The 21,453-nt window shown below is 72.1% G+C and carries 21 protein-coding genes and 1 pseudogene; 13 read left to right on the forward strand and 9 right to left on the reverse strand.

Annotated elements, in window-relative coordinates:
• Window positions 1-110 precede the first annotated feature (110 nt).
• Together AB0G28_RS16145 and AB0G28_RS16150 are read right to left on the reverse strand one after the other, a co-directional pair.
• The gene (locus AB0G28_RS16145) at window positions 111-1,043 is read right to left on the reverse strand and encodes a PDR/VanB family oxidoreductase (RefSeq protein WP_361088894.1); all 933 of its coding nucleotides are present in this window, start codon (window positions 1,041-1,043) and stop codon (window positions 111-113) included.
• Window positions 1,044-1,045: 2 nt separating this feature from the next.
• On the reverse strand, window positions 1,046-2,074 hold the full coding sequence (locus AB0G28_RS16150) for an aromatic ring-hydroxylating dioxygenase subunit alpha (protein WP_361088896.1): 1,029 nt from the start codon (window positions 2,072-2,074) through the stop codon (window positions 1,046-1,048).
• 156 nt (window positions 2,075-2,230) lie between these two features.
• Here AB0G28_RS16150 and AB0G28_RS16155 point away from each other — a divergent pair, with 156 nt between their 5' ends.
• From AB0G28_RS16155 to AB0G28_RS16175, 5 genes are read left to right on the forward strand one after another with little or no spacing between them, the layout of a single operon-like run.
• Window positions 2,231-3,010, forward strand: coding sequence for a 2-amino-3,7-dideoxy-D-threo-hept-6-ulosonate synthase (locus AB0G28_RS16155; RefSeq protein WP_361088898.1), 780 nt, complete (start codon window positions 2,231-2,233; stop codon window positions 3,008-3,010).
• Between the two features lie 11 nt (window positions 3,011-3,021).
• Window positions 3,022-4,131, forward strand: a complete 1,110-nt coding sequence (locus AB0G28_RS16160; protein ID WP_361088900.1) for a 3-dehydroquinate synthase II family protein — start codon at window positions 3,022-3,024, stop codon at window positions 4,129-4,131.
• Between the two features lie 27 nt (window positions 4,132-4,158).
• Window positions 4,159-5,427 (forward strand): aspartate kinase, encoded by a 1,269-nt coding sequence (locus AB0G28_RS16165; protein WP_361088902.1) that lies wholly within the window; start codon window positions 4,159-4,161, stop codon window positions 5,425-5,427.
• A gap of 5 nt (window positions 5,428-5,432) precedes the next feature.
• The gene (locus AB0G28_RS16170) at window positions 5,433-6,644 is read left to right on the forward strand and encodes a cobalamin-independent methionine synthase II family protein (protein WP_361088904.1); all 1,212 of its coding nucleotides are present in this window, start codon (window positions 5,433-5,435) and stop codon (window positions 6,642-6,644) included.
• Entirely contained in the window at window positions 6,641-7,444 is an 804-nt protein-coding gene (locus AB0G28_RS16175) for an AfsR/SARP family transcriptional regulator (protein WP_361088906.1), read from the forward strand. The genes AB0G28_RS16170 and AB0G28_RS16175 overlap by 4 nt, the downstream gene beginning before the upstream one ends.
• Before the next feature lie 82 nt (window positions 7,445-7,526).
• Here AB0G28_RS16175 and glnA read toward each other — a convergent pair whose 3' ends face one another.
• The gene (gene glnA / locus AB0G28_RS16180; protein ID WP_361088907.1) at window positions 7,527-8,951 is read right to left on the reverse strand and encodes a type I glutamate--ammonia ligase; all 1,425 of its coding nucleotides are present in this window, start codon (window positions 8,949-8,951) and stop codon (window positions 7,527-7,529) included.
• A 269-nt stretch (window positions 8,952-9,220) separates the two neighbouring features.
• Between glnA and AB0G28_RS16185 the strand changes: the two genes are divergently transcribed.
• The gene (locus tag AB0G28_RS16185; protein ID WP_361089195.1) at window positions 9,221-9,610 is read left to right on the forward strand and encodes an RDD family protein; all 390 of its coding nucleotides are present in this window, start codon (window positions 9,221-9,223) and stop codon (window positions 9,608-9,610) included.
• 54 nt (window positions 9,611-9,664) lie between these two features.
• Here AB0G28_RS16185 and AB0G28_RS16190 read toward each other — a convergent pair whose 3' ends face one another.
• Window positions 9,665-10,393: a DUF4191 domain-containing protein gene (locus AB0G28_RS16190; RefSeq protein WP_361088910.1), complete on the reverse strand. Its 729-nt coding sequence runs from the start codon at window positions 10,391-10,393 to the stop codon at window positions 9,665-9,667.
• A 56-nt stretch (window positions 10,394-10,449) separates the two neighbouring features.
• Here AB0G28_RS16190 and AB0G28_RS16195 point away from each other — a divergent pair, with 56 nt between their 5' ends.
• The 6 genes from AB0G28_RS16195 (at window position 10,450) to AB0G28_RS16220 (ending at window position 15,099) form a co-directional block, all read left to right on the forward strand.
• Window positions 10,450-12,543, forward strand: coding sequence for an ATP-dependent DNA helicase UvrD2 (locus AB0G28_RS16195; protein ID WP_361088911.1), 2,094 nt, complete (start codon window positions 10,450-10,452; stop codon window positions 12,541-12,543).
• Window positions 12,544-12,941: 398 nt separating this feature from the next.
• Window positions 12,942-13,199 (forward strand): hypothetical protein, encoded by a 258-nt coding sequence (locus AB0G28_RS16200; protein WP_361088913.1) that lies wholly within the window; start codon window positions 12,942-12,944, stop codon window positions 13,197-13,199.
• Between the two features lie 151 nt (window positions 13,200-13,350).
• The gene (locus AB0G28_RS16205; protein ID WP_361088915.1) at window positions 13,351-13,707 is read left to right on the forward strand and encodes a WhiB family transcriptional regulator; all 357 of its coding nucleotides are present in this window, start codon (window positions 13,351-13,353) and stop codon (window positions 13,705-13,707) included.
• Window positions 13,704-13,955, forward strand: coding sequence for a hypothetical protein (locus AB0G28_RS16210; protein ID WP_361088917.1), 252 nt, complete (start codon window positions 13,704-13,706; stop codon window positions 13,953-13,955). The genes AB0G28_RS16205 and AB0G28_RS16210 overlap by 4 nt, the downstream gene beginning before the upstream one ends.
• Before the next feature lie 89 nt (window positions 13,956-14,044).
• Window positions 14,045-14,917 carry a class I SAM-dependent methyltransferase gene (locus AB0G28_RS16215; RefSeq protein ID WP_361088919.1) on the forward strand — a complete coding sequence of 291 codons (873 nt, stop codon included), beginning with the start codon at window positions 14,045-14,047 and terminating at the stop codon, window positions 14,915-14,917.
• Window positions 14,914-15,099 carry a hypothetical protein gene (locus AB0G28_RS16220; RefSeq protein WP_361088921.1) on the forward strand — a complete coding sequence of 62 codons (186 nt, stop codon included), beginning with the start codon at window positions 14,914-14,916 and terminating at the stop codon, window positions 15,097-15,099. The genes AB0G28_RS16215 and AB0G28_RS16220 overlap by 4 nt, the downstream gene beginning before the upstream one ends.
• A gap of 27 nt (window positions 15,100-15,126) precedes the next feature.
• Here AB0G28_RS16220 and AB0G28_RS16225 read toward each other — a convergent pair whose 3' ends face one another.
• From AB0G28_RS16225 to AB0G28_RS16235, 3 genes are all read right to left on the reverse strand, one after another.
• Complete coding sequence (locus AB0G28_RS16225; protein WP_361089197.1) at window positions 15,127-16,014, reverse strand: hypothetical protein; 888 nt, start codon at window positions 16,012-16,014, stop codon at window positions 15,127-15,129.
• A 162-nt stretch (window positions 16,015-16,176) separates the two neighbouring features.
• Window positions 16,177-17,517, reverse strand: a complete 1,341-nt coding sequence (locus AB0G28_RS16230) for an AarF/ABC1/UbiB kinase family protein (protein WP_361088923.1) — start codon at window positions 17,515-17,517, stop codon at window positions 16,177-16,179.
• A 60-nt stretch (window positions 17,518-17,577) separates the two neighbouring features.
• Complete coding sequence (locus AB0G28_RS16235) at window positions 17,578-18,624, reverse strand: ThiF family adenylyltransferase (RefSeq protein WP_361088925.1); 1,047 nt, start codon at window positions 18,622-18,624, stop codon at window positions 17,578-17,580.
• Window positions 18,625-18,854: 230 nt separating this feature from the next.
• Between AB0G28_RS16235 and AB0G28_RS16240 the strand changes: the two genes are divergently transcribed.
• Window positions 18,855-19,364, forward strand: a complete 510-nt coding sequence (locus tag AB0G28_RS16240; RefSeq protein ID WP_361088927.1) for a M48 family metallopeptidase — start codon at window positions 18,855-18,857, stop codon at window positions 19,362-19,364.
• Window positions 19,365-19,516: 152 nt separating this feature from the next.
• On the opposite strand, the pseudogene AB0G28_RS16245 reads toward AB0G28_RS16240, so the two are convergent.
• Window positions 19,517-19,876, reverse strand: a pseudogene (locus AB0G28_RS16245) (tRNA pseudouridine synthase A); the annotation flags it as partial.
• Between the two features lie 178 nt (window positions 19,877-20,054).
• A complete protein-coding gene (locus AB0G28_RS16250) occupies window positions 20,055-21,398 on the reverse strand; it encodes a zinc-dependent metalloprotease (RefSeq protein WP_361088929.1) in 1,344 nt (447 codons plus the stop codon).
• Window positions 21,399-21,453: the final 55 nt, after the last annotated feature.

Raw genomic sequence — 21,453 nt, forward strand, 5'->3', positions numbered from 1 at the left:
GGGGGGTGGGGGGGGGGTACCCCCCGGCCCCCGGGCTGGGGGGGGGGGGCTGCCCCCCGGGGGGGTGCGGGGGGGGGCCCGGGGGGCCCGGGGCCCCGCCGCCGGAGCGTTCACAGGTCCAGCACGAGCTTGGGGCCCGCCGAACGGGACACGCAGATCATCATCACGTCCCCGGTTTCCCGTTCGGCCTCGCTGAGCAGGCTGTCGTGGTGTTCCGGACGGCCGTGCAGCACCACGGTCTCGCAGGTGCCGCACGTTCCCTGCTCGCACGAGGACAACACCCCCACACCGGCCGCGCGGACCGCTTCGAGCACCGAAACGCCGGGCGGCACGGTGAGCGTGAGCCCGGACCGCTCCAGCACGACGTCGAATTCCGCGCCCTCGACCGGGTCCGCGCCGGTGAACGCCTCGGTGTGCACGCTCGCCACCGCCGAACCCGCGCAGTGCGCGCGCACGGCGTCCAGCAGGCCCGAAGGCCCGCAGCAGTACACCGCCTGACCGGCGGCGGAGGCGACGAGCCGCGCCACCGGCAACGGCCCGGATTCGTCCTGTGGCAGGAATTCCACGTGTTCACCGTGGCGCGCGAGCTCGCCGGTGAACGCCATCGAAGCCCGCGTACGGCCTCCGTAGACCAGGCGCCAGGGGACACCGCGGGCGGCGACCTCGTGCACCATCGGCAGCAGCGGGGTGATGCCGATGCCGCCCGCCACGAACAGGTACCCGGGAGCGTCGACGAGGGGGAACCGGTTGCGCGGGCCGGTGACCCGCAGCACCGTGCCGACGCGGGCTTTTTCGTGCAGGTAGCGGGATCCGCCCCGGCCGGCCGGTTCGTGGAGTACGGCGATCCGCCAGTACGCGCGCTCGATGGGGGACGAGCACAGCGAGTACTGGCGGATCAAGCCGCCGAGGGCGACGTCGATGTGCGCCCCCGGCGTCCAGGGCGGCAGTTCCCCGCCGCCGGCAGGCAGGAGGTCGAACCCCACGACGCCGTCCGCGAGCTCCGTGCGGGAGGCGACGACGGCCTCGAACGTCGGCGGGTGCACGCTCAGCCGCCGGCGACGAGCTTGGCGTACACCTCGCGGGCGGCGAGGCCGCCGCCGTCGATGCCGATGCTGAGCTCCTGGGCGTCCGCCGGCTCCCGGGCGACGACCTTCTCCAGCTCGGTGAGCGCGTCGAGGTCCTGCTGGACGACTTCGGTGTTCATCTTGAGCAGGAAGTCGCTGACGCCCTGGTCGGTCAGCGCGAAATCCCTGGCCACGGCCCAGAAGTCCCAGCACGACGTGGCCGTCTCCGGGGTGAGCAGGTGGATGATCTTGGCGTGCGCGGCACGCGGGTCGGACCCGTCCGGGCCGGGCTCGACGCCGGCCGGCGCGATCCGGGCGTGGTTCACCCACAGCGTGGGCGCGGTGTATTCGATGTCCTGCCAGCGGTCGACCGGGCTCGGCATGCCGGTGGTCTCGGAGTAGAACGGCGGGCACTGCGCGCCGGACATGTGGCGCGACACGCGCACCACCGGCCGGTCCGGCTCGACGTGCCAGGTGATCGGCGTGGCCGCGACCTCGGGCGTGCCGATCAGGCCGGCGTGCAGGTAGGTCTCGTGCGACAGGTCCATGAGGTTGTCCAGCAGCAGGCCGGTGCGGAACGGCGAGTGGGTGACTTCGCCGACCGCCACCCAGCCGGGGTCGTCCAGCCACGTGCAGGCGGGGATCGCCGCCGGGTCCGCCGCGCCGGCGTCGCCGATCCACACCCACACCAGCCCGTCCCGCTCTTCCAGCGGGTAGGCGGCGACCCGCGCGGTGCGGGGGATCCGGTCCTGGCCGGGCACGGAGACGCAGGTACCGGTGCAGTCGTAGGTGAAGCCGTGGTAGCCGCACTCGACGTCGTCGTCGACCAGCTTGCCGAGCGACAGCGGCAGCCTGCGGTGCACGCACCGGTCGGCGAGCGCGACCGCCCGCCCGTCCCGGGTGCGGTAGAGCAGCACCGGTTCGTCACAGATCGTCCTCGCCAGGAGCCGGCGACCTACCTCGTGCCGCCACGCCGCCACATACCACTGATTCCGCGGGTGCTGATTCATCGGTCCGCATCCTCTCTCGGCCGAAAGCGTTATTGACTGCCTGTGACTTCTGCATATTACAAGTCATGTGGGCGTTGTCAAATATCTTGACAACGCTCGGCCGGGCCGCTTAACGTCGCTGGGGCAAGCAGCTCATGGCCGCCGGAAGGGGACGTCATGGTGCTCGACACGGATTACTCGGGCAAACGCCTGCGGGCCCGGCGGATGTCGCGGCCTGGATCGCAGAACTGCTTTCTCGTTCCGTTGGACCATTCCGTCGCCGACGGCCCGCTGGACCTGCCCGGCGGGCTCGCCGGGTTCGTCGCGCTCGCCGGCGCGGCGGGGGCCGACGGGGTGATCGTGCACAAGGGGCGCGTCCGGTTCCTGACCCCGGAAGCGCTCGGCGGGCTGGCGCTGGTGGTCCACCTGAACGGCGCCACCCGCTTCGCCGCCGACGTCCACGAGCGGACGTTGTTCACCGACGTGGAAGAGGCCGCGCGGCTCGGCGCCGACGCGGTCAGCGTGCACGTCAACATGGGCTCCCGCACCGAAGCCGCGCAACTGGCGGACCTCGGCCGGGTGGCGGGCGAGTGCGGCCGGTTCGGCCTGCCGCTGCTCGCGATGGTCTACCCCCGTGGCCCCGGGGTGCCCGACCCGCTCGACCCCGCGCTGGTCGCGCACGCGGCCAGCCTCGCCGCCGACCTGGGGGCCGACCTGGTGAAGGTGCCCTACACCGGGTCCCCCGACACCATGGCCGAAATCGTGGCGGGCTGCCCCATCCCCGTCCTCGCCGCCGGGGGCGCCGCCATCGGCGACGACGACAAGCTGGCCGAAATGATCGCCGGCGTCATGTCCTCCGGCGCCCGCGGCGTCGCGATGGGCCGCAACGCCTTCCTCTCCGCCGATCCGCGGCAGACCATCCGCCGGATCGCCGACGTTGTCCACCGAATTCCGTGAAGGAGCAAGGGATGAAGCTCGCTTGGATCGACACGCGCCGGCTCGGCGACCTGGCCCGCCCGGTGATCGAGGAGTCCGTGCACGCCGGGGTCGCCGGGTTCCTCTGCGACGACCCGGCGCTCGTCGCCGATCTGCCGCCGACCGTCCGCAAGATCGGTCTCGTCACGCTGGACACGCCCAAGGCGTCGGTGCCGGACCTGGCCGCCGCGGTCGACGTGCTGATCGTCGACTACCGCCTGGCCGGGCAGATCACGCCGGAGTCCACGGCCGTCGAGACCGGCGTGATGGTCACCGTGACCGGCGAGGAAACGCTTTCCATCGCCTGCCGCTGGGCGGCCGAGGCGGACTGGACGCTGGTCGAGTTCCAGCAGGACCCCAGCAAGATCCCGCTGGAGATCCTGCTGGCCGCCGCCGACAAGGCGCCGGGCAACCTCATCACCGTCGTCGAGGACATCGCCGACGCCGCGGTGACCTTCGGCGTGCTGGAGCGCGGCTCCGAGGGCGTGCTGCTGGCACCGAGCGCCGTCGGTGAGGCGACCGAGCTCGTGAAGATCTGCCACGGCGGCGACAGCAAGCTCGCGCTGCAGCAGCTGGAGGTCGTCGAGCTGACGCACCTGGGCCTCGGCGACCGCGTCTGCATCGACACCTGCTCGCACATGCAGCAGAACGAAGGCATCCTCGTCGGCTCCTACGCCACCGGGATGATCCTCGTCAGCAGCGAGACGCACCCGCTGCCGTACATGGCCACCCGGCCGTTCCGGGTCAACGCGGCGGCGTTGCACTCCTACACGCTCACGCCGAACAACCGCACGCGCTACCTCGCCGAGCTGCACTCGGGCTCGGAGATCCTCGCGGTCACCACCGAAGGGCGGGCGCGCCGGATCGTCGTCGGCCGGATCAAGATGGAGACCCGTCCGCTGCTGCGCATCCAGGCACGGGCCGCGAACGGCCAGATGGTGGACCTGATCGCGCAGGACGACTGGCACGTGCGGGCGCTGGACGCCGACGGTGGCGTCCGCAACATCACCGAGCTGCGCCCCGGCGACACGGTGCTCGGGCACACGCTGAGCGACCAGCGGCACGTCGGTTACCCGATCCGCGAGTTCCTCCACGAACAGTGAGGCCGCACCCGGCCTGGGGAGACGAAGATGGCGTTGATCGTGCAGAAACACGGCGGCACCTCGGTCGCCGACGTGGACAAGGTCAAGCGGGTCGCCGAGCACGTCCGGCGCAGCCGCGAGGCCGGCGACGAAGTGGTCGCGGTGGTGTCGGCGATGGGCGGCACCACCGACTCGCTGCTGTCGCTGGCGAACCAGCTGTCCGACGACCCGGCGGCGCGTGAGCTCGACGCGCTCGTCAGCACCGGCGAGTGCGTCTCCGCGGCCGCGCTGGCGATCGCGCTCGGGCACCTCGGTGTCCCGGCGCGGTCGCTCACCGGCGACGAGGCGGGCGTCGTCACCGATGACAGTCACGGCCGCGCCACCGTGATCGGCGTCGAACCGGCACGGCTGAAGGCGGAGCTGGCCGCCGGTCGCGTCCCGGTCGTCGCCGGGTTCCAGGGCCGGTCGCGCACCACGGGCGACCGGACGACGCTGGGCCGCGGCGGTTCGGACACCACCGCGGTAGCGCTGGCCGCCGCGCTCGGCGCCGACTCCTGCGAGATCTGCAGCGACGTCGACGGGGTCTTCACCGCCGATCCACGGCGGGTGCCGGGCGCGGTCCGGATCCCGGTGGTGCCCTACCCGGAGATGGCCGAGCTCGCCGCGTGCGGTGCGCGGGTGCTCGCGCTCCCGGCCGTGGAATACGCGTGGCGGCACGAAGTCGCCGTACGGATGCTGTACAGCGCGGGCGGGGACGGCGTCGGCAGCTGGGTCGGGCGCCGGCCCGGCACGCCGGCCGGGGAGACCGAGGACCACGAGGTCACCGGGATCGCGCACCAGGACCCGCTGCTGTCCTGTTACGTCGAAGACATCGCCCCGGACGAGGTGGCGCGGCTGATGGCCGGGCTCGCGGTCGAGTCGGTCGAGCCGATCATGGTGCGCTACGGCCGGGTCGACATCCCGTCGTGCTGCACCGGTGTCTCGTTCGTCGTGCCCCACGTCGCCGCGGCGCGCGTGCGTCAGGTGCTCGGCGGCCGCGAGGCGCTGTGGGGCCCGGCGCCGCTCGGCCGGATTTCGGTGGTGCGCCGGGGCATCGGCCGTGACCTCGCCCAGCCGCAGCGGTTGCTCGGGGCGCTGCGGCTGGCCGCGGTGCCGGTCGACGACCTGGAGGTGACCGGCGGCCGGATCTCCGTGCTCTGCCGCAGCGGCCACCTAGACCGGGCGCTGGCGGCCGTCCACGACGAGTTCGTCGGCGCCGCCTCAGCCACCCACCGGCGCGACGGGGCGCCGGTGGCCGCCGGCCGATCACGGGGGTGAAAGACATGACGACGGACTTCGCCCGCTTGCGGGTCGACACGGTGGGCAGCCTGCTCCGGCCCGAGAAGCTGAAGCTGGCCTTCGAAGCGCGCTCCCGCGGCGACATCTCGGCGGCCGAGCTCAGCCGGGAGGCGGACGCCGCGATCGCCGGGGTGGTCAAGCGGCAGGAGGCGCTGGGCCTCCCGTTCGCGACCGACGGCGAGCTGCGGCGGCTGACCTTCATGGAGAGCTTCTCGGGGGTCGCCGGGCTGGAAGCGTGGATCGACGAGCTCGCGGCGTTCACGACGGGCCTGCACGGCATCGTCGGAGACGCCTACGGCGTGCCTTCGGGCGGCGCGGTGCTCCCCGCGCGGTCGGGCGCGCCGGCGGACGAGCCGGGCACCGGCCGCCGCGCCGACCCTTCGCAGGAGGTGCGGCGCCCGGTCGGCTCGCGCCTGCGGCTGCTGAACAACCGGCCGTTGTTCGAGTACTGGCACGTGCGGGAGCTGACCGGTCTCCCGGCGAGCGTCACCCTGCTCAACCCGGATCGGGTCGTGGAAGGGTTCGACGCGCAGGGTTCGCGTGAGTTCTACGCGGACGAGGAGGAGTTCCTGGCCGACGTCGTCCGCGTGCAGCGCCGGGTGGTCGAGGGCCTGGTCGCCGAAGGCTGCCGGTACATCCACATCGACGGCCCGTCCTACACGTCCTATGTGGACGATCGAGCGGTGGCGGCGATGCGGGCGAAGGGCATCGACCCGCGGGCGAAGCTGGAACGCGCGATCGAAGCCGACAACGCGGTGATCGCGGGCTTCCCGGACGTCACCTTCGGCATCCACATCTGCCGGGGCAACCGCGAAAGCCGCTGGCACCGGGAAGGCCACTACGACGAGATCGCCGAGCGGCTGTTCACCGGGCTGAACCACCAGCGGCTGCTGCTGGAGTACGACACCGAGCGCGCCGGCTCGTTCGCGCCCCTGCGGTTCGTGCCGGAAGGCAAGGTGGCGGTCCTGGGCGTGATCTCGTCGAAGGTGCCGGAGCAGGAGAGCGTGGAAGACATCGAGCGCCGCGTCGAGGAGGCGACCGGCTGGCTGCCCGTGGAGCGGCTGGCGATCAGCCCGCAGTGCGGGTTCGCGTCGGTGCTGCAGGGTAACCGGCTCACCGAGGACGACCAGTGGCGCAAGCTGGAGACGATGCTGGCGGCCGCCGCCCGGATCTGGCCGGAAGGCGGTGCGCGATGACGGCGACCATCGAAACCCCGCGAACGACCGCCAGGATCGAGCTCCGGCTGCTCGGCCCGCTCCGGCTCGGCTGCGGTACCGAGGACATCACGCCGACGCCGACGAAGATGAAGCAGCTGGTCGCGATGCTGGCGTTCAACGCGAACGCGGCGACGTCGGTCAGCTCGCTGATCGACGGGCTCTGGGAAGGGCACCCGCCGAACTCCGCGCGGGGCACCCTGCACACCTACATCACCACGCTGCGCCGGACCCTCGAAGCGACCCTGCCGTCGAGGTCACGGCTGGAGGCACGCGACATCGTGGTCACGCAGGGGGCGTCCTACGTGCTGGCGGTCGAGCCGGGAGCCACCGACCTAGGCCGCTACCGCGAGCGCGTCCGCACGGGACTCGCGGCGCTGAAGGAGGGGTCGCTCGCGGCAGGGACGCGGCTGATCCGGGAGGGCCTGGCGGAGTGGCGAGGCGAGCCGATCGCCGACGTGGCGTTGACGGAGACGCTCGACGCCGAGGTGCTCCGGCTGCGGGAGTCGCGGTTGTACGCGCTCGAGCAGTGCCTGCAGGCGGAGCTCAGGCTGGGATGGCACGCGAAGTGCCTGGAGGAGCTGGCGCTGCTGTGCAAGAGGAATCCGTTGCACGAGGGATTCCACCGCCAGCGCATGATCGCGCTGAACCGCTCGGGACGCCGTGCGGAGGCGCTGCGCGTCTTCGAGCAACTCGAAGCGGTGCTCCAGGAGGAGCTGGAGATCGAGCCGGACAGCACATCACTGCAGGTGCGCGACCTCATCTACGCGGGCCGCGCATAAAGGAGCGGGACGGCGGCCGGGGTATTCCCCTCGGCTGCCGTCCCGTGTCCGGTGGGCCGTCACCCGGTGACGGCCGGTTCGATCACACGTCGTAGTACAGGGCGAACTCGTACGGGTGCGGGCGCAGGCGCAGCGGGTCGATCTCGTTTTCGCGCTTGTACGAGATCCACGTCTCGATCACGTCCGGCGTGAACACGCCGCCCTCGAGGAGGTAGTCGTGGTCGGCCTCGAGGGTGTCGAGCACCGTGCCCAGGTCGCCCGGGACCAGCTTGACGTTCTTGGCCTCTTCCGGCGGGAGCTCGTAGAGGTCCTTGTCGATCGGGTCCGGCGGCTCGATCTTGTTCTTGATGCCGTCGAGGCCGGCCATCATCATCGCCGAGAACGCCAGGTACGGGTTGCCCGACGAGTCCGGGCAGCGGAACTCGGCGCGCTTCGCCTTCGGGTTGTTGCCCGTGATCGGGATACGGACGCACGCCGAGCGGTTGCGCTGCGAGTAGACCAGCGAAACCGGGGCCTCGAAGCCCGGGACCAGGCGGTGGTAGGAGTTCACCGTCGGGTTCGTGAAGGCCAGCAGGCTCGGCGCGTGCTTGAGCAGGCCGCCGATGTAGTGGCGCGCGGTGTCCGACAGGCCGGCGTAGCCCGACTCGTCGTGGAACAGCGGCTGGCCGTCCTTCCACAGCGACTGGTGGCAGTGCATGCCCGAGCCGTTGTCGCCGGCGAGCGGCTTCGGCATGAACGTCGCGGTCTTGCCCTGCGCGAACACCGTGTTCTTCACGATGTACTTGAACAGCTGCAGGTCGTCCGCGGCGTGCAGCAGCGTGTTGAACTTGTAGTTGATCTCGGTCTGCCCGGCGGTGCCCACCTCGTGGTGCGCGCGCTCGATGGTGAAACCGGAGTTCGTCAGGTTGCGGACGATGTCGTCGCGCAGGTCGGCGAAGTGGTCGACCGGCGGGACCGGGAAGTAGCCGCCCTTGAACTTCGTCTTGTAGGCCTGGTTGCCGCCGTCCTCGTCGGCGCCGGTGTTCCACCAGCCCTCGATCGAGTCGATCTCGTGGAAGGAGGCGTGCTCGGCGGAGTCGAAGCGGACCGAGTCGAAGATGTAGAACTCGGCTTCGGGGCCGAAGTAGACGTTGTCGGCGACGCCGTACTCCGCGATGTACTGCTCGGCCTTGCGCGCGATGTTGCGCGGGTCGCGGCTGTACGCCTCACGGGTGAAGGGGTCGTGCACGAAGAAGTTGATCGACAACGTCTTCGCCTTGCGGAACGGGTCGATCCGCGCCGTGTCGAGGTCCGGCAGCAGCAGCATGTCGGACTCGTGGATCGACTGGAAACCACGCACCGAGGAGCCGTCGAACGCGAGTCCCTCGTCGATGGCGTCGTTGTCGAACGCTGTCGCGGGGACCGTGAAGTGCTGCATCACGCCGGGCAGGTCGCAGAACCTGACATCGACGACCTCGACGTTCTGGTCGGCGATGAGGCGCTGAATGTCGTCTGGAGTAGTGGGCACCCTCGGTGACTCCTTCTCGTTCGAGCTCGTACGGCAGTGCTCTCTTCGGCTCACGCTAAAAGTGCGGTGTTGCCCGACCGTCACCCGTATGTTTCGCCAGTGTTAACGGGTGGTCGATATCGGGTATCCGACCAGGTCGGATGTGCTCCGCGCCACCGGCATACCCTAGACGGGTGGCGAGATGGACCGGTGAATGGCTGCCCGGCACCGGCGACGGTGGTCAGGGCACTGATCAGCACGGCTCGCGCTGGCCGGGCGAGAAGTTCGGTTTGCCCGAGTCGGGCGTCGGCTCGGCGGCGAGCGGGGGCGCGCGGCTGCTCGGGCTGATCGTCGACCTCGTCGTCGCGGCCCTCGTCACGGCCATCTTCCTGCACCCGAACCTGCAGGACCCGGTCGCGATGCAGAACTTCAACCTCTGGTCCGGCGGCGTCTGGGCGATCATCTCCGTGATCTCCGCCGGTTTCTTCGGCTTCACGCCCGGCATGGCCGCCGTCGGCATCCGCGTCGCCCGCCTCGACGGCGCCGCGCTGGTCGGCCCGCCGCGGGCGCTGGTCCGGGCGGTGCTGACGTTCGTCATCATCCCGGCGGCGGTCCGCAACGCGGACGGCCGCAGCTGGCTCGACCGGCTGACCGGCACCGTGGTCATCCGGATGCGCTGAGCAGCGAAAAGGCCCCCGTCCGGGTTCGGACGGGGGCCTTTTCCCTGAGCGGGGTCAGCGGCGGCGGATGGTCCGCTGGACGTTGCGCATCTTCGCCCCGGCCGGCATCGGGCCCTTCGGCAGCGCCGCGCCGCGGTTGCCGAGGGCGGCCAGCTTCGCCTCGAGGGCGTCGACCTGGGCCGGCTTGAGGTTGCGCGGCAGCTTCATCAGGTAGCCCTGGAGCTTCTTGAGCGGGATCTGCTTCTCGTCGTGCCCGATGATCACGTCGTAGATCGGCGTGTCGCCGATCAGGCGGGAGACGCGCTTCTTCTCCTGGGCGAGCAGGGTCTTCACGCGGTGCGGCGCGCCTTCGGCGACCAGCACCACGCCGGGGCCGCCGAGGACCCGGTGCACCGCGTCGAGCTGCGTCGTCGCCGCGACGGTCGGCGTCACCTTCCAGCGGCCGCGCAGGTTCTCCAGCGCCCACGCCGCGGCGCCGGGCTGGCCGTCGGCCTTCGAGTAGACGGTGCGCTGGACGCGCCGGCCGAAGATGATCATGGCGAGCAGGCCGCCGAGGACCAGGCCCAGCGGCAGCAGCACCCACTGGGCGTTGAAGAAGAACCCGATCCCGAACAGGACGCCGGTGACGACGACGATCGCGCCTGCCATCCACGGGATGAGCCACGGGTCTTCCTTGCGCTGCATCTTGAAGGCCTCGAAGAGCTGGCCACGGCGTGCCTTGCTCGCCGCGCGCTTCTCCTTCTTGGCCTGCTTGGCCGCTTCCTTGTCCTGCTGTCCCGCCATATGACCAGGATACGGCCGCGTGCCCCTGCCCCGATTCCCCGTCCCCCTCTGCGAGGATGCCGGACGTGACCGGCGTACTTTCACCCAGGAGCCTGAACCGTCTGCTCGATGGCCTCGACCCCGAGCAGCGCGCCGCCGCCAGCGCCCCGCGAGGGCCGGTCTGCGTGCTCGCCGGAGCCGGCACGGGCAAGACCCGCACGATCACCCACCGGATCGCCCACCTCGTCCGGTCCGGGCACGTTTCCGCCGGTCAGGTGCTCGCCGTCACGTTCACGACGCGCGCCGCGGGGGAGATGCGGACGCGGCTGCGCGGCCTCGGCGTCGACGCGGCCCAGGCGCTGACGTTCCACGCCGCCGCCCGCCGTCAGCTCCGGTACTTCTGGCCGCGCGTGGTCGGCGACCGGCCGTGGGACCTGCTGGAGAACAAGCTGCGGTTCGTCGGCCAGGCCGCGAACCGCGCCAAGCTCGGCACCGAGGTCGAGGTCCTGCGCGACCTCGCGAGCGAGATCGAGTGGGCGAAGGCGTCGCTGGTCAGCCCGGACGACTACCCGGCCGTCACCGCCCGCGCCCAGCGCGACATCCCGGCCCCGGCGGCGCAGGTCGCCCAGGTCTACCGGACCTACGAAGAGCTGAAGAACGCCGCGCAGGTCCTCGACTTCGACGACCTCCTGCTGCACACGACGGCGGTGCTCGAAGAGCACGGCGCCGTCGCCGAGGAGTTCCGCGACCGCTACCGCTGCTTCGTCGTCGACGAGTACCAGGACGTCACGCCGCTGCAGCAACGCCTGCTCGACGCGTGGCTCGGCGGCCGCGACGACCTGACCGTCGTCGGCGACGCCAACCAGACGATCTACTCCTTCGGCGGCGCGTCGCCGCGGCCGCTGCTCGAGTTCACGCGGCGCTACCCGGACGCCACCGTCGTGCGGCTCGAGCGTGACTACCGGTCGACCCCCGAGGTCGTCGCGCTGGCGAACCGGGTGATCGGCGCCGCGCGGGGGCGTCCGGCGGGTTCGCGGCTGAAGCTGATCGGCCAGCGGCCGCCGGGGCCGGAGCCCCGCTTCGCCGAGTTCGACGACGAGGCGGTCGAGGCCGAGGCCGTCGCCCGGCGGGTCCGCGAGCTGCTGGACGGCGGCGTCTCGGCGAGCGAGATCGCGATCCTCTACCGGGTGAACGCGCAGTCCGAGGCGTACGAGTCGGCGCTGGCCGAGGCGGGCATCCCGTACCTCGTCCGCGGCGGCGAGCGGTTCTTCAACCGGACGGAGGTCCGGCAGGCGATGTCCGCGCTGCGCGCGGCGAGCGGCGACGGCAGCTCCGACCTGGTCACGACGGTGCGTTCGGTGCTCGCGCGGGTCGGCCTCACCGAGTCGCCGCCCGCCGGCGGCGCGGCGAAGGAGCGGTGGGACGCGCTGCTGGCGATCGTCGAACTGGCCGAGGAGCTCGCTGCGACGGTTGCCGACGCCGACCTGCCGCGCTTCTGCGCCGAGCTCGACCAGCGAGCGGCGGCCCAGCACCCGCCGACCGTCGAGGGCGTGACGCTGGCCTCGCTGCACGCGGCGAAGGGCCTGGAGTGGGACGCGGTGTTCCTGGTGGGCTTGGCCGAGGGAACGATGCCGATCCTGCACGCCGGCGACGACGAGGCGGCGATCGAGGAGGAGCGGCGGCTGTTCTACGTGGGCGTCACCCGGGCCCGCGAGCACCTGTGGCTGTCGTGGGCGCTGGCCCGCACCCCGGGCGCGCGGCGCAACCGGCGGCGCAGCCGGTTCCTCTACGGCCTGGTCCCGGAGGACCACCCGGCCGCCAGGGTGGCCCGGTCACAGCAGAAGCCGTCGACGCCGGTCAAGACGCGCTGCCGGGTGTGCGGCGGCCCGCTGCTGGAGACGATCGACATCAAGCTGGGCCGCTGCGGCCGCTGCCCGTCCACGGTGGACGAGGCCCTGCTGGAGCGCCTGAAGTCCTGGCGCGGCGACCGGGCCCGCGAGCTGAAGGTGCCGGCGTTCGTGGTGTTCACGGACGCGACGCTGATGGCGATCGCCGAGCAGCGCCCGGCGGATGAAGGAGCGCTGGTGTCGATCTCGGGGATCGGCGCGACCAAGCTCGAACGATTTGGAGCGGAGATCCTCGGCGTGGTCCGGTCGTCGGCGGAGTCCTGACGGCGGTCGGTGGCGTCGCGCGGCGCCCGGATGGTCTGCGTGTGCGGGGTGGGTCGCGCGGCGGTCGGCCGCTGGGTCGCGCGGCGGTCCGCGGTGCCCGATCGGGCCGTCCTTTCGGGCAGCCTGCGGGGCGGACGCTTCCCGGGCGGCGTCGGCGCGTGCGCGGCCGGCGTGCGCCGATGCTGACTTGACCGCGTCGCGGCCATGATCGACGCGGCGAACCCGCTGCTCAGGGGCGATCTTCGTAACTTCGAGGATTTTCCCGTTAATTGAGTTGCCCCGGTGTGGTGGGGGGCAATAACCTGCCAGTACCGAGCCCGAAGGGCTCGGCTGGGGATCCACGTTGCAGCGCCGCTCGGCGGCCGTGTGTGCAGAGTACAGAAGGAGGTGCCGGTGAAATGACCATCAACGTGACGCTCACGAACCCGGGCACCCGTCTGTCCTGTGCCGCGGAAGCCGCGGTCGCTTCGCGCCCGGGCACCGGTGTGTCCGTGAGCGCGCACGAGATCCGTGGCATGCGTCGCGTCGAGCGGCGTGGGGCCACCGGTGTCGCCGTCTTCGGGACGCAGGGCGTTCTCGCCGCGTACCCGCAGGCCGATCTGCCGACCATCAAGCAGTTCCGTGTTCCGTTGTCGATACGGGAGCGAAGTTCCTGACCTAGTCAGGACACGAGGCTCACGAAGGCCGCGGAACCGGAAAACCCGGATCCGCGGCCTTCGTGTTTTTGGCTGCACAACCCAAGAGGAACCAGCGTTGCCCAGCTCCATCTCCCAACCGAAAACCCGTACGACACAAGGAGGAACCCCCATGTCTTCGGCCATCGCCTACACCTCGGGTGAGGCAATATTCGCCGACCTGCTCGACCCGATCGCCGTCCCCGACGTGGCGCTGCCCTGCCGTTCCGGCGACGCGGACCTGTGGTTCGCGGAGTCCCCGGCCGAGCTCGAGCGCGCCAAGGCGCAGTGCGCCGACTGCCCGGTGCGCGAGGCCTGCCTGGCCGGTGCGCTGGCCCGGCGTGAGCCGTGGGGCGTCTGGGGTGGCGAGATCTTCGAGCGCGGTGTCGTGATCGCGCGCAAGCGGCCCCGTGGCCGTCCGCGCAAGAACGCCGCCGTCGAGCCCGCCGCGGCCAAGGCCGGCGGCGATCACCGGAGCGCCGCCGCATGAGCGTCGAACCGGTCACCGCGAAGGACTACGAAGCGCGGATCTGTCCGCAACTGCAGTTGACGAAGACCGAGATCGAGGAGATCAGCGAGATGTTGCTTTACGAAGAACTGTCCAGGGCTCGAATACGGGACCTGGAGGAGGGGATCCGCGCCCAGCGGGCCCGAGGTAGCGCGCGTGCGGTACGCCGCTGGACGCGAGTAGCCCGATGGGCCGCTCGACGGGCGGAGCGGTACCAGAACCAGGACTGAGCGCAGGGCCCCTGCCGCCTTCGGGCGGCGGGGGCCTTCGTGCTGGTCGGTGGCGGGCCGCGGCGAGGCGGCTGGTGTTGAATGGGCTGGTGCCCGCACACACCCATGACGACATCGACTGGGCGGATCGCCTCGCCCAGCTGCGCATGGCCGACGCCCTCGACGCCGAGGCGCTGGCGCCCGTCGCCCGGCGGCTCGTCGCCGGCGTGGCCGAACGGCCCACCATCGTCGACGTCGGGTGCGGGGCCGGGGGAATGAGCGTGCTTTTCGCGCGCGAGCTGGCCCGTCGCGGCGGGGGCACCGTGGTGCTCGTCGATGCCACGCCGGAGCTGCTGGCCGAGGCGGAGCGGGCCGTCACCGAGGCGGCCGCCGGTGCTGTCGAGGTCGTGGGCATCGCCGCGGACCTCGCCGACCCGGAACTGGCCCGGCAGGTGCCCGGCGCCGACCTCGGGTGGGCTTCCGGCGTCGTGCACCACGTCGGTGATCAGCAGGCCGCGCTGCGCACGCTCGCCGGCCTCCTGCGGCCGGGCGGAATGCTCGCCATCGCCGAAGGCGGACTCGAAATACGGTGCCTCCCTTGGGATCTCGGGGTCGGACGGCCGGGGCTGGAACAGCGGCTGCTCGCCGCGCGAGGCGAGTGGTTCGCACGGATGCGGGCCCGGGTCGCGGGCAGCGTCGCCATGCCCTACGGCTGGCCGCGCGCGCTCCGCGAAGCCGGGCTCGAGGACGTCGAGTCGTTCGGCACGCTCATCGACCACCCGATGCCCGGCTCGAACCTGCTGCGCGAGTACGTCGTGCACCGCGTCGGCTGGCTCGCCGACTCGGCCGGGGAGTGGCTCGACGCCGACGATCGTGCCGTGCTCGCCTCGCTCACCGATCCGCGGAGCCCGGACTTCCTCGGCCGCCGCGACGATCTCTTCCTGTTCGGCGCCAAGGCATTCCACTGTGGACGGTTGCGGTGAGCGCCCCGGAGCCGCCGGCGTGTACCCGCTGCGGCCGCACCCGCGGCCCGAACGACGACCCGGCTACGGCGCTCGCCTGGGTGTCCACCCGCGAACGGGGCACGCTTCGGTGGCTGTGCCCGGACTGCGCGCGGCAGCACGTGCGTGACATCGAGGGCAAGCTGCCCGACGAATACTGGTGATCATCCGATGCTCCTTTGCGGTCGTGCTCAGGCCGCGTCGCCGATGGGCGTCATCGGGACCGCGCGGACTCGCGGGCGGGGTGTCCGTGATGCCTCGCCGAACGCCCGGGCCAGCTCCAGCGCCACCTCCCGGGGGACCTGACGCAGCTGCCGGACCGTGCAGCGCACCAGGACGATTCCCGTGGCCGCCAGCGCGAGGTGGCTGAAGCCGCCGCCGGGGCCCGGGCCGCAGCGGTACTGCCAGGCCAGCCCGATCTCGTCCCACCACGCGTCCGCCTCGCCGATGCGGCGGCCGCGCCGGTCGCAGATCGTGACGTCCCAGACCGGCGGCGGGAGCCGGGCGACGTCGAGGACGCGCGTCGCCAGGCCGTGGGCCTGGATCGGCCGCTCGTCGATGGTCCGGAGCACCTTCCGGACCGCCGCCGTACCGCGCTGCGGGCCGTCGGCCAGCTCCGCCAGCAGCTCCCGCCGGTCGCACAGGCCCCAGTAGAGCGGCAGCGTCAGCAGGTGCCGGATCCGGGCCGGGTCGGCCGCCGACCGGGCCAGGTCGAGCGTCGCCCGGGCCGGCGGCGCGAACGGCAGCCCGTCGACCACCAGCGGGCCGGGCAACCGGGCCGTGCGTGCCACGCGGACGCCTGCGCAGGCAGCCACCCGGCAGTGGCCGGGCACCAGCAGCTGGATCTCGCCGTCGGCCGGGCACTTCACGCCGTGCGCCTGCAGTGCGTCGGCGCCGGTGATCACCGCCTCCGCGCCGTACCGGCCGAGCGCGGCGTGCAGCAGCTGCCGCCGGGTCGGGGTGCTGTTGCGGAGCAGGACGACACCGGGGTGCAGGCGGCGCCACGGCCCGCCGGGGCCGCAGAGCCGCCGGGTTCTTCGGTCGGACACCCCGGCCTTGCGCAGCTGTTCGAGACTCATCACCTCGCAGGTGCCGGGATTACTGAGGGACAGTGGATCGGTGCGTTGAGTAGCGGTCATGGTTCGAGCATGGCTGCTCGGCCAACCGGGTGGAACCCCGTCCCCCGAGGCTGTGGACAACTCGGCGGAAACCGTCCCTTCGCGGCCCCGCCTGTGGACAACTCAGCCGGCGAAACCGGGCTGCCAGCGCTCCACGATGCCGCGGGCCGGGATCTCCGCGTCGAGCTGGCAGAGGATGCCCGTGGACCCCGCCGTCACCCGGTGGATCATCAGGTACTCGGGCGGCAGGTTGAGCAGCCGGCCGACCCGGAAGTCGTTGCCGCGGCTGTCGCCCACCCGGCCCGCCTGCTTCTGCATCCAGCGGCGCGTGAAGTGGAACGTCGGCTCGGCCAGCGGCTCGGTGAAGGGCGCGAGGTAGGCCAGCACCTCGTCCGCGGTCAGGTCGCTGTCGAGGCGGATGAACCGGTTCTCCCGCAGCAGGCGCATCAGCCCGGCGGACTCGCCGTCGAGGGCCAGCCGCGTCATCTCGCCCAGGTGGCGGGGGATGCCCTCGGGCAGCCGGGCGACGCCGCCGAAGTCGATGACGCACAGCCTGTCGTCGGCCGTGATCATGAAGTTGCCCGGGTGTGGGTCCGAGTGCAGCAGGTGGACGCGTTCGGGGGAGGAGTAGTGGAACTCCGCCAGCAGCCGGCCCGCGAGGTTCCGGGTCTCGCGGTCGCCGTCGGCGATCACCTTCGACAAGGGCATGCCGTTCGCCCATTCGGTGACGACGACCTTCGGCGCGCTGGCCACCACCCGCGGCACCAGGATGCCGGGGTCGCCGTCGAAGGCCTTCGCGAAGGCACGCTGGTTCTGGGCTTCGGCCTGGTAGTCGAGCTCCTCGTTCATCCGTTCCGCGAGCTCGGCGAGGAGCGGCTTGACCTCGGTGCCGGGCACGAACGCCTGGAACAGCCTGCTGAACCGCTGCAGCTGCCGGAGGTCGCTGCGCAACGCCTCGTCGGCGCCCGGGTACTGCACCTTGACGGCGACCTCGCGGCCGTCGTGCCAGACCGCGCGGTGCACCTGGCCGATGCTCGCGGCCGCCGCCGGCTCGTCGTCGAACGACGCGAACCGGCTGGTCCAGGTGCGGCCCAGCTGCTCGGCGAGCACCCGGTGGGTCTGCCGGGCCGGCATCGGCGGCGCGGCGGCCTGCAGCTTCGTCAGCGCTTCGCGGTACGGCTTCGCCATGTCGTCCGGCACCGCCGCCTCGAACACGCTCAGCGCCTGGCCGAACTTCATCGCCCCGCCCTTGAGCGTGCCGAGCACCTCGAACAGCTGCTCGGCGGCCTTGGCCGACAGCGTCGCGCTCACCTGCTCCGCGCTTTGGCCCGCGAGCCTCTTGCCCCACCCGCCGACCGCCCGGCCGGCGATGCCGAGCGGGAGACTGGCGAGCTTGGCGGTACGGGCGGCACCCTTGCGCGGCATCGCGGTGTCACGATCGGCCGGGTCGCGGAAGTCGGTCACACCGGCGATTCTGCCCTGCGTCCTCGGCGGCGCGCAGCCTGCTCGCGGCGTCTTGGTGGCCTACGTCTCCTGGAGTACGGCCCGGGCGCCGCAGCCGCAGCGGGGATGCGGCGGCCAGCCGCGGTGGCGGATGCGGCCGTCGAAGGCGTCGATTTCGAGGGTGGCGTTCCACGCCGGTGGCGGGCGTTCGGCGGGCGAGAGCAGCCGCATGGCCTGGGCGACGGCCAGCGACGCGCAGGCGTGGACCGCGCCGAGGTCGGGCCGCTGGTGCCGGCCCGCGAGCTGCCCGGCGACGCGCGGCCAGCACGGGTCGAGGTCCGTCCGGTGCAGGTCGGCGCAGCGCAGGCACGAGCTGCGGCCCGGCACGACCAGCGGCCCTACGATGCCCGTCCCGTCGCGGACGCGCACGAGCAGGTGCGGGACGCCGTCGTCCACCAGGTCGGCGACGACTTCGGGAGCGGGCACGACGGCGTCGGTGAGCAGGGCCAGATCCGGATGGCGGTCGTGCAGGCGCGTGACGCGGACCTCGGGACCGACCCGCCGGAGCAGGGCGGCGAGTGCCTCCCGCCGGGGCCGACCGACGTCGGCGTCGGTGAAGCCCGAGCCGAGGTCGTGCTCGGTCACCACGCCGGGCACCCGCAGGTCGACGTGCCCGACGCCCGCGTTGGCCAGCAGGACGGCGGTGGCGACCGCCAGGCGGCCGTCACCGTGCACCGAGACCGCGGCGGCGCGCCGCCGGTCCGCCAACGCTGCCTGGTGGTGCCGGGCGCGCAGCGACCAGAATCCGGTCTCACCGCGCGGACCCGGGCTTTCGGGCCGTCCGGCGTCGGTGACCAGGCCGAGGGCGGTGAGCTGCCGCAGCAGCGTCCGGAGCTGGTCGCTGTGTTCGCTCTCGGCGAGCAGGAGCCGCTCGACGGGCTGGCTGCCGTCGAGCGCGCGCACCTGCCGGACGAGGTTCGGGGGCAGGTTTTCGACGATCACGCCGTGGCGCGGGTCGAGCCCGATCTGGATTTCGCGCGGGCCGCGGTCCAGCACCGTCAGGCCCGGGAGCAGGGCGGGGTGGGTGGGCAGCAGCACCGGAGGCATGTCCGCGGTGGAGAGGAACATGCCCGCAGGATCGCATCCGGCGGCGACGGGAAGGCCCGCGAAGGCCGTGGAACGGCCGAGTTGTCCACAACTGAGATCGGCTGTGGACAACTCGGGTCTGTGACCTCAACGCACTCGGGATTGTCGGTGTCTGGCCTTACCGTGGTCGGGTGGTCGAAGCACGGACGCCTTCACTGAGAGGCCGGGGGGAGACGAACCCCCCGTCGGACACACCTGGACACAAGGTCGAAGTGCGGCGCAGCCAGCGCCGGCACCGGACGGTCACCGCGTATTGGAAAGACGACACGCTCGTCGTGCTCATCCCCGCGCGGATGACCAGGGCGGAGGAGAAACACTGGGTCGCCGAGATGGAGCGCAAACTGCAGCGCTCCGAACCCCGTCGCCCGGCGTCCCCGAAGACGTCGGACGAAACCCTGCTGACGCGCTGCGCGCTGCTGTCGGGCAAGTACCTGGACGGCGCCGCGGTGCCGGCGAGCGTCCGCTGGGTGCCGCCGATGCGCACGCGGTGGGCGTCCTGCACGCCGGTCGACGCGACCATCCGGGTCAGCGACCGGCTGCGGAAGGTCCCTCCGTGGGTGCTGGACTACGTGCTGGTGCACGAGCTGGCACACCTGCGCGAGCCCGGCCACGACGCCGCGTTCTGGGCGCTCGTGCGGCGGTACCCGAAGACCGAACGGGCGATGGGGTACCTCGAAGGGCTGTCGGCCGCCGCCGGGTGGGGGATCTCCCTCGAGGACTGAGCGGGTGATGGTGACCGGGGTGGTCCGCTGGTGCGGGCCACCCCGGTCGCTTCGCGTCTCAGGAGCAGCAGCTCCTGGGCCCAGTCCGCCGCGGCGACTGACGCACGTCCTGAACGACTCGTTCATGGCGCCTGACGTCCTGAACGAGTCGTTCAGGACATCGGGGATCGGCTACCCGGCGTCCGGACGTTGCGGGTCTGCTCCGCCCGGGCGGCGAGTTCGGCGTCCGGTGGGTAGTCGACGGCGGTGAGGGTGAGGCCGTGGGCGGGGGCGACCGCGCTGTCGCGAATGCCGCTCTGAAGGACTTTCCCGGGCCAGGCGTCGGTGCGGCGGCCGTCGCCCACCAGGAGGAGCACGCCGACCAGGCTGCGGACCATCGAGTGACAGAACGCGTCCGCTGAAACCCGGACCTCCAGCAGGTGCTCGTCCACCCGCTCCCACTCCAGGCGCTGCAGCTCGCGGATCGTCGTGCCGGTGTCACGCTGTTTGCAGTACGCCGCGAAGTCGCGCAGTGCGGTGCGGCTCGAGCGGCTCGACGGGCTGACTCGCGTACCTGGAGGGTCGGTTCGCGTGCTCGGAGGGGCATCACGTGTGACTGGAGGGACATCACTTGTGATTGGAGGGGCATCACGGGGTGGAGATGGAGACGGGCGCCTCGCGGTTGCGGGGCGCCCGGCTCTGGGTGCTGCTTCAGTTCTTGGTGTCGTCTTCCGGGGGTGAGTCGCGTTCTGAACGCTCCGTGCGTTCCAGCTCGGCTATCGGGTCGAGGTCGTCGAGCGAGTCGGTCGTGCCCACTCGGTCGGCGAAGTCGATCGGTTCGTCCAGGTCCTCCGCCGTCGGCATCAGGTCCGGGTGGGACCACAGGCCGTCGCGCTTTTCCAGGCCGTGGCGGTCGCCCACCAGCTTCCACAGCGCCGAGGCCGCCCTCATCCGGCGGGGGCGCAGCTCCAGGCCCACCAGCGTGGCGAACGTCTGCTCCGCCGGGCCGCCCGTCGCCCTTCGGCGGCGCAGCGTCTCGCGCAGCGCGTCCGCTCCCGGCAGCCGGTCGCCGACCGCTTCCGACACCACCACGTCGACCCAGCCCTCGACCAGGGCGAGCAGCGTCTCCAGGCGGTTCAGCGCCGCCTTCTGCTCGTCCGTCGTCTGGGGCTCCAGCAGCCCGGACGACATCGCCTCTTCGATGCTCGCCGGGTTCGCCGGGTCGATCCGGCCGGCCAGCGACTCCAGCGCCGACGTGTCGACCGTGATGCCGTGGGCGAACTCCTCGACCGTCGCCAGCAGCCGCTGCCGCAGCCACGGCACGTGCGTGAACAGGCGCTGGTGCGCGGCTTCGCGCGCGGCCAGGAACACCAGGATCTCGCTGTTCGGCAGCTCCAGGCCCTCGGCGAACTTCTCTATGTTCGCCGGAAGCAGCGCCGACGTCCCGGCCGGGGCCAGCGGCAGGCCGATCTCGGACGCCGTCAGCATCTCCTGCGCGAGCTGCGCCAGTGCGTTGCCGAGCTGGGAGCCGAAGGCCATCCCGCCCATCTGCCCCATCATCTGCAGCAGCGGGCCCGCGGCCTGCTTGGCCTCCTCGGGCAGTGCCTCCATCCAGGCGCCCGAGACGCGCCGGGCCACCGGGTCGCACAGCCGCTGCCACGTCGGGAGCGTCTTCTCCACCCAGGAGCGCGGCGACCACGCGACCGTCGACGTCGCACCCGCCGGGAACACCGTCGCCGCGTCGAGCCACAGCTCCGCCAGGTGGGCCGCGTCACGCACCGCCGCGTTCGCGTCGTCGCCGCCGCGGAAGCCCAGCTTGCTCTCGCCGGTGTTGCCGGCACTGCCCAGCGTCTGCAGGGCGATCTGCTTGGCGAGGTCGTAGTTCACCGGCCCGCTGGAGCTGCCGGCCTGGCTGAGCATCTGGCCCAGCTGGCTCAGCATCTGCCCGAGCTGGTTGAAGGCCTCGGCGCCGGACTGCTGCCCGCCTTCCGAGGGGTCGTTCTCACCTCGTTTGTCGGGATCGGAAGGTCCGAAGCCGAACGGGGGTTTGCTCATGTGTCCACCGTACGCGGGTCGGCGGCCGTCGAGCGCGTCAACCGGACCCGTGCGC

Origin of the sequence: Amycolatopsis sp. NPDC021455 (genome assembly GCF_040640995.1) — a bacterium.
Taxonomy (GTDB): Bacteria; Actinomycetota; Actinomycetes; order Mycobacteriales; family Pseudonocardiaceae; genus Amycolatopsis.

Coding starts and splice junctions, on each gene's coding strand:
- AB0G28_RS16210 (WP_361088917.1), top strand. CDS start 13,704: ATGAGCGTCGAACCGGTCACCGCGAAGGACTACGAAGCGCGGATCTGT.
- AB0G28_RS16155 (WP_361088898.1), top strand. CDS start 2,231: ATGGTGCTCGACACGGATTACTCGGGCAAACGCCTGCGGGCCCGGCGG.
- AB0G28_RS16205 (WP_361088915.1), top strand. CDS start 13,351: ATGTCTTCGGCCATCGCCTACACCTCGGGTGAGGCAATATTCGCCGAC.
- AB0G28_RS16165 (WP_361088902.1), top strand. CDS start 4,159: ATGGCGTTGATCGTGCAGAAACACGGCGGCACCTCGGTCGCCGACGTG.
- AB0G28_RS16195 (WP_361088911.1), top strand. CDS start 10,450: ATGCCGGACGTGACCGGCGTACTTTCACCCAGGAGCCTGAACCGTCTG.
- AB0G28_RS16150 (WP_361088896.1), bottom strand. CDS start 2,074: ATGAATCAGCACCCGCGGAATCAGTGGTATGTGGCGGCGTGGCGGCAC.
- AB0G28_RS16225 (WP_361089197.1), bottom strand. CDS start 16,014: ATGAGTCTCGAACAGCTGCGCAAGGCCGGGGTGTCCGACCGAAGAACC.
- AB0G28_RS16190 (WP_361088910.1), bottom strand. CDS start 10,393: ATGGCGGGACAGCAGGACAAGGAAGCGGCCAAGCAGGCCAAGAAGGAG.
- AB0G28_RS16200 (WP_361088913.1), top strand. CDS start 12,942: ATGACCATCAACGTGACGCTCACGAACCCGGGCACCCGTCTGTCCTGT.
- AB0G28_RS16160 (WP_361088900.1), top strand. CDS start 3,022: ATGAAGCTCGCTTGGATCGACACGCGCCGGCTCGGCGACCTGGCCCGC.
- AB0G28_RS16170 (WP_361088904.1), top strand. CDS start 5,433: ATGACGACGGACTTCGCCCGCTTGCGGGTCGACACGGTGGGCAGCCTG.
- AB0G28_RS16175 (WP_361088906.1), top strand. CDS start 6,641: ATGACGGCGACCATCGAAACCCCGCGAACGACCGCCAGGATCGAGCTC.
- AB0G28_RS16250 (WP_361088929.1), bottom strand. CDS start 21,398: ATGAGCAAACCCCCGTTCGGCTTCGGACCTTCCGATCCCGACAAACGA.
- AB0G28_RS16235 (WP_361088925.1), bottom strand. CDS start 18,624: ATGTTCCTCTCCACCGCGGACATGCCTCCGGTGCTGCTGCCCACCCAC.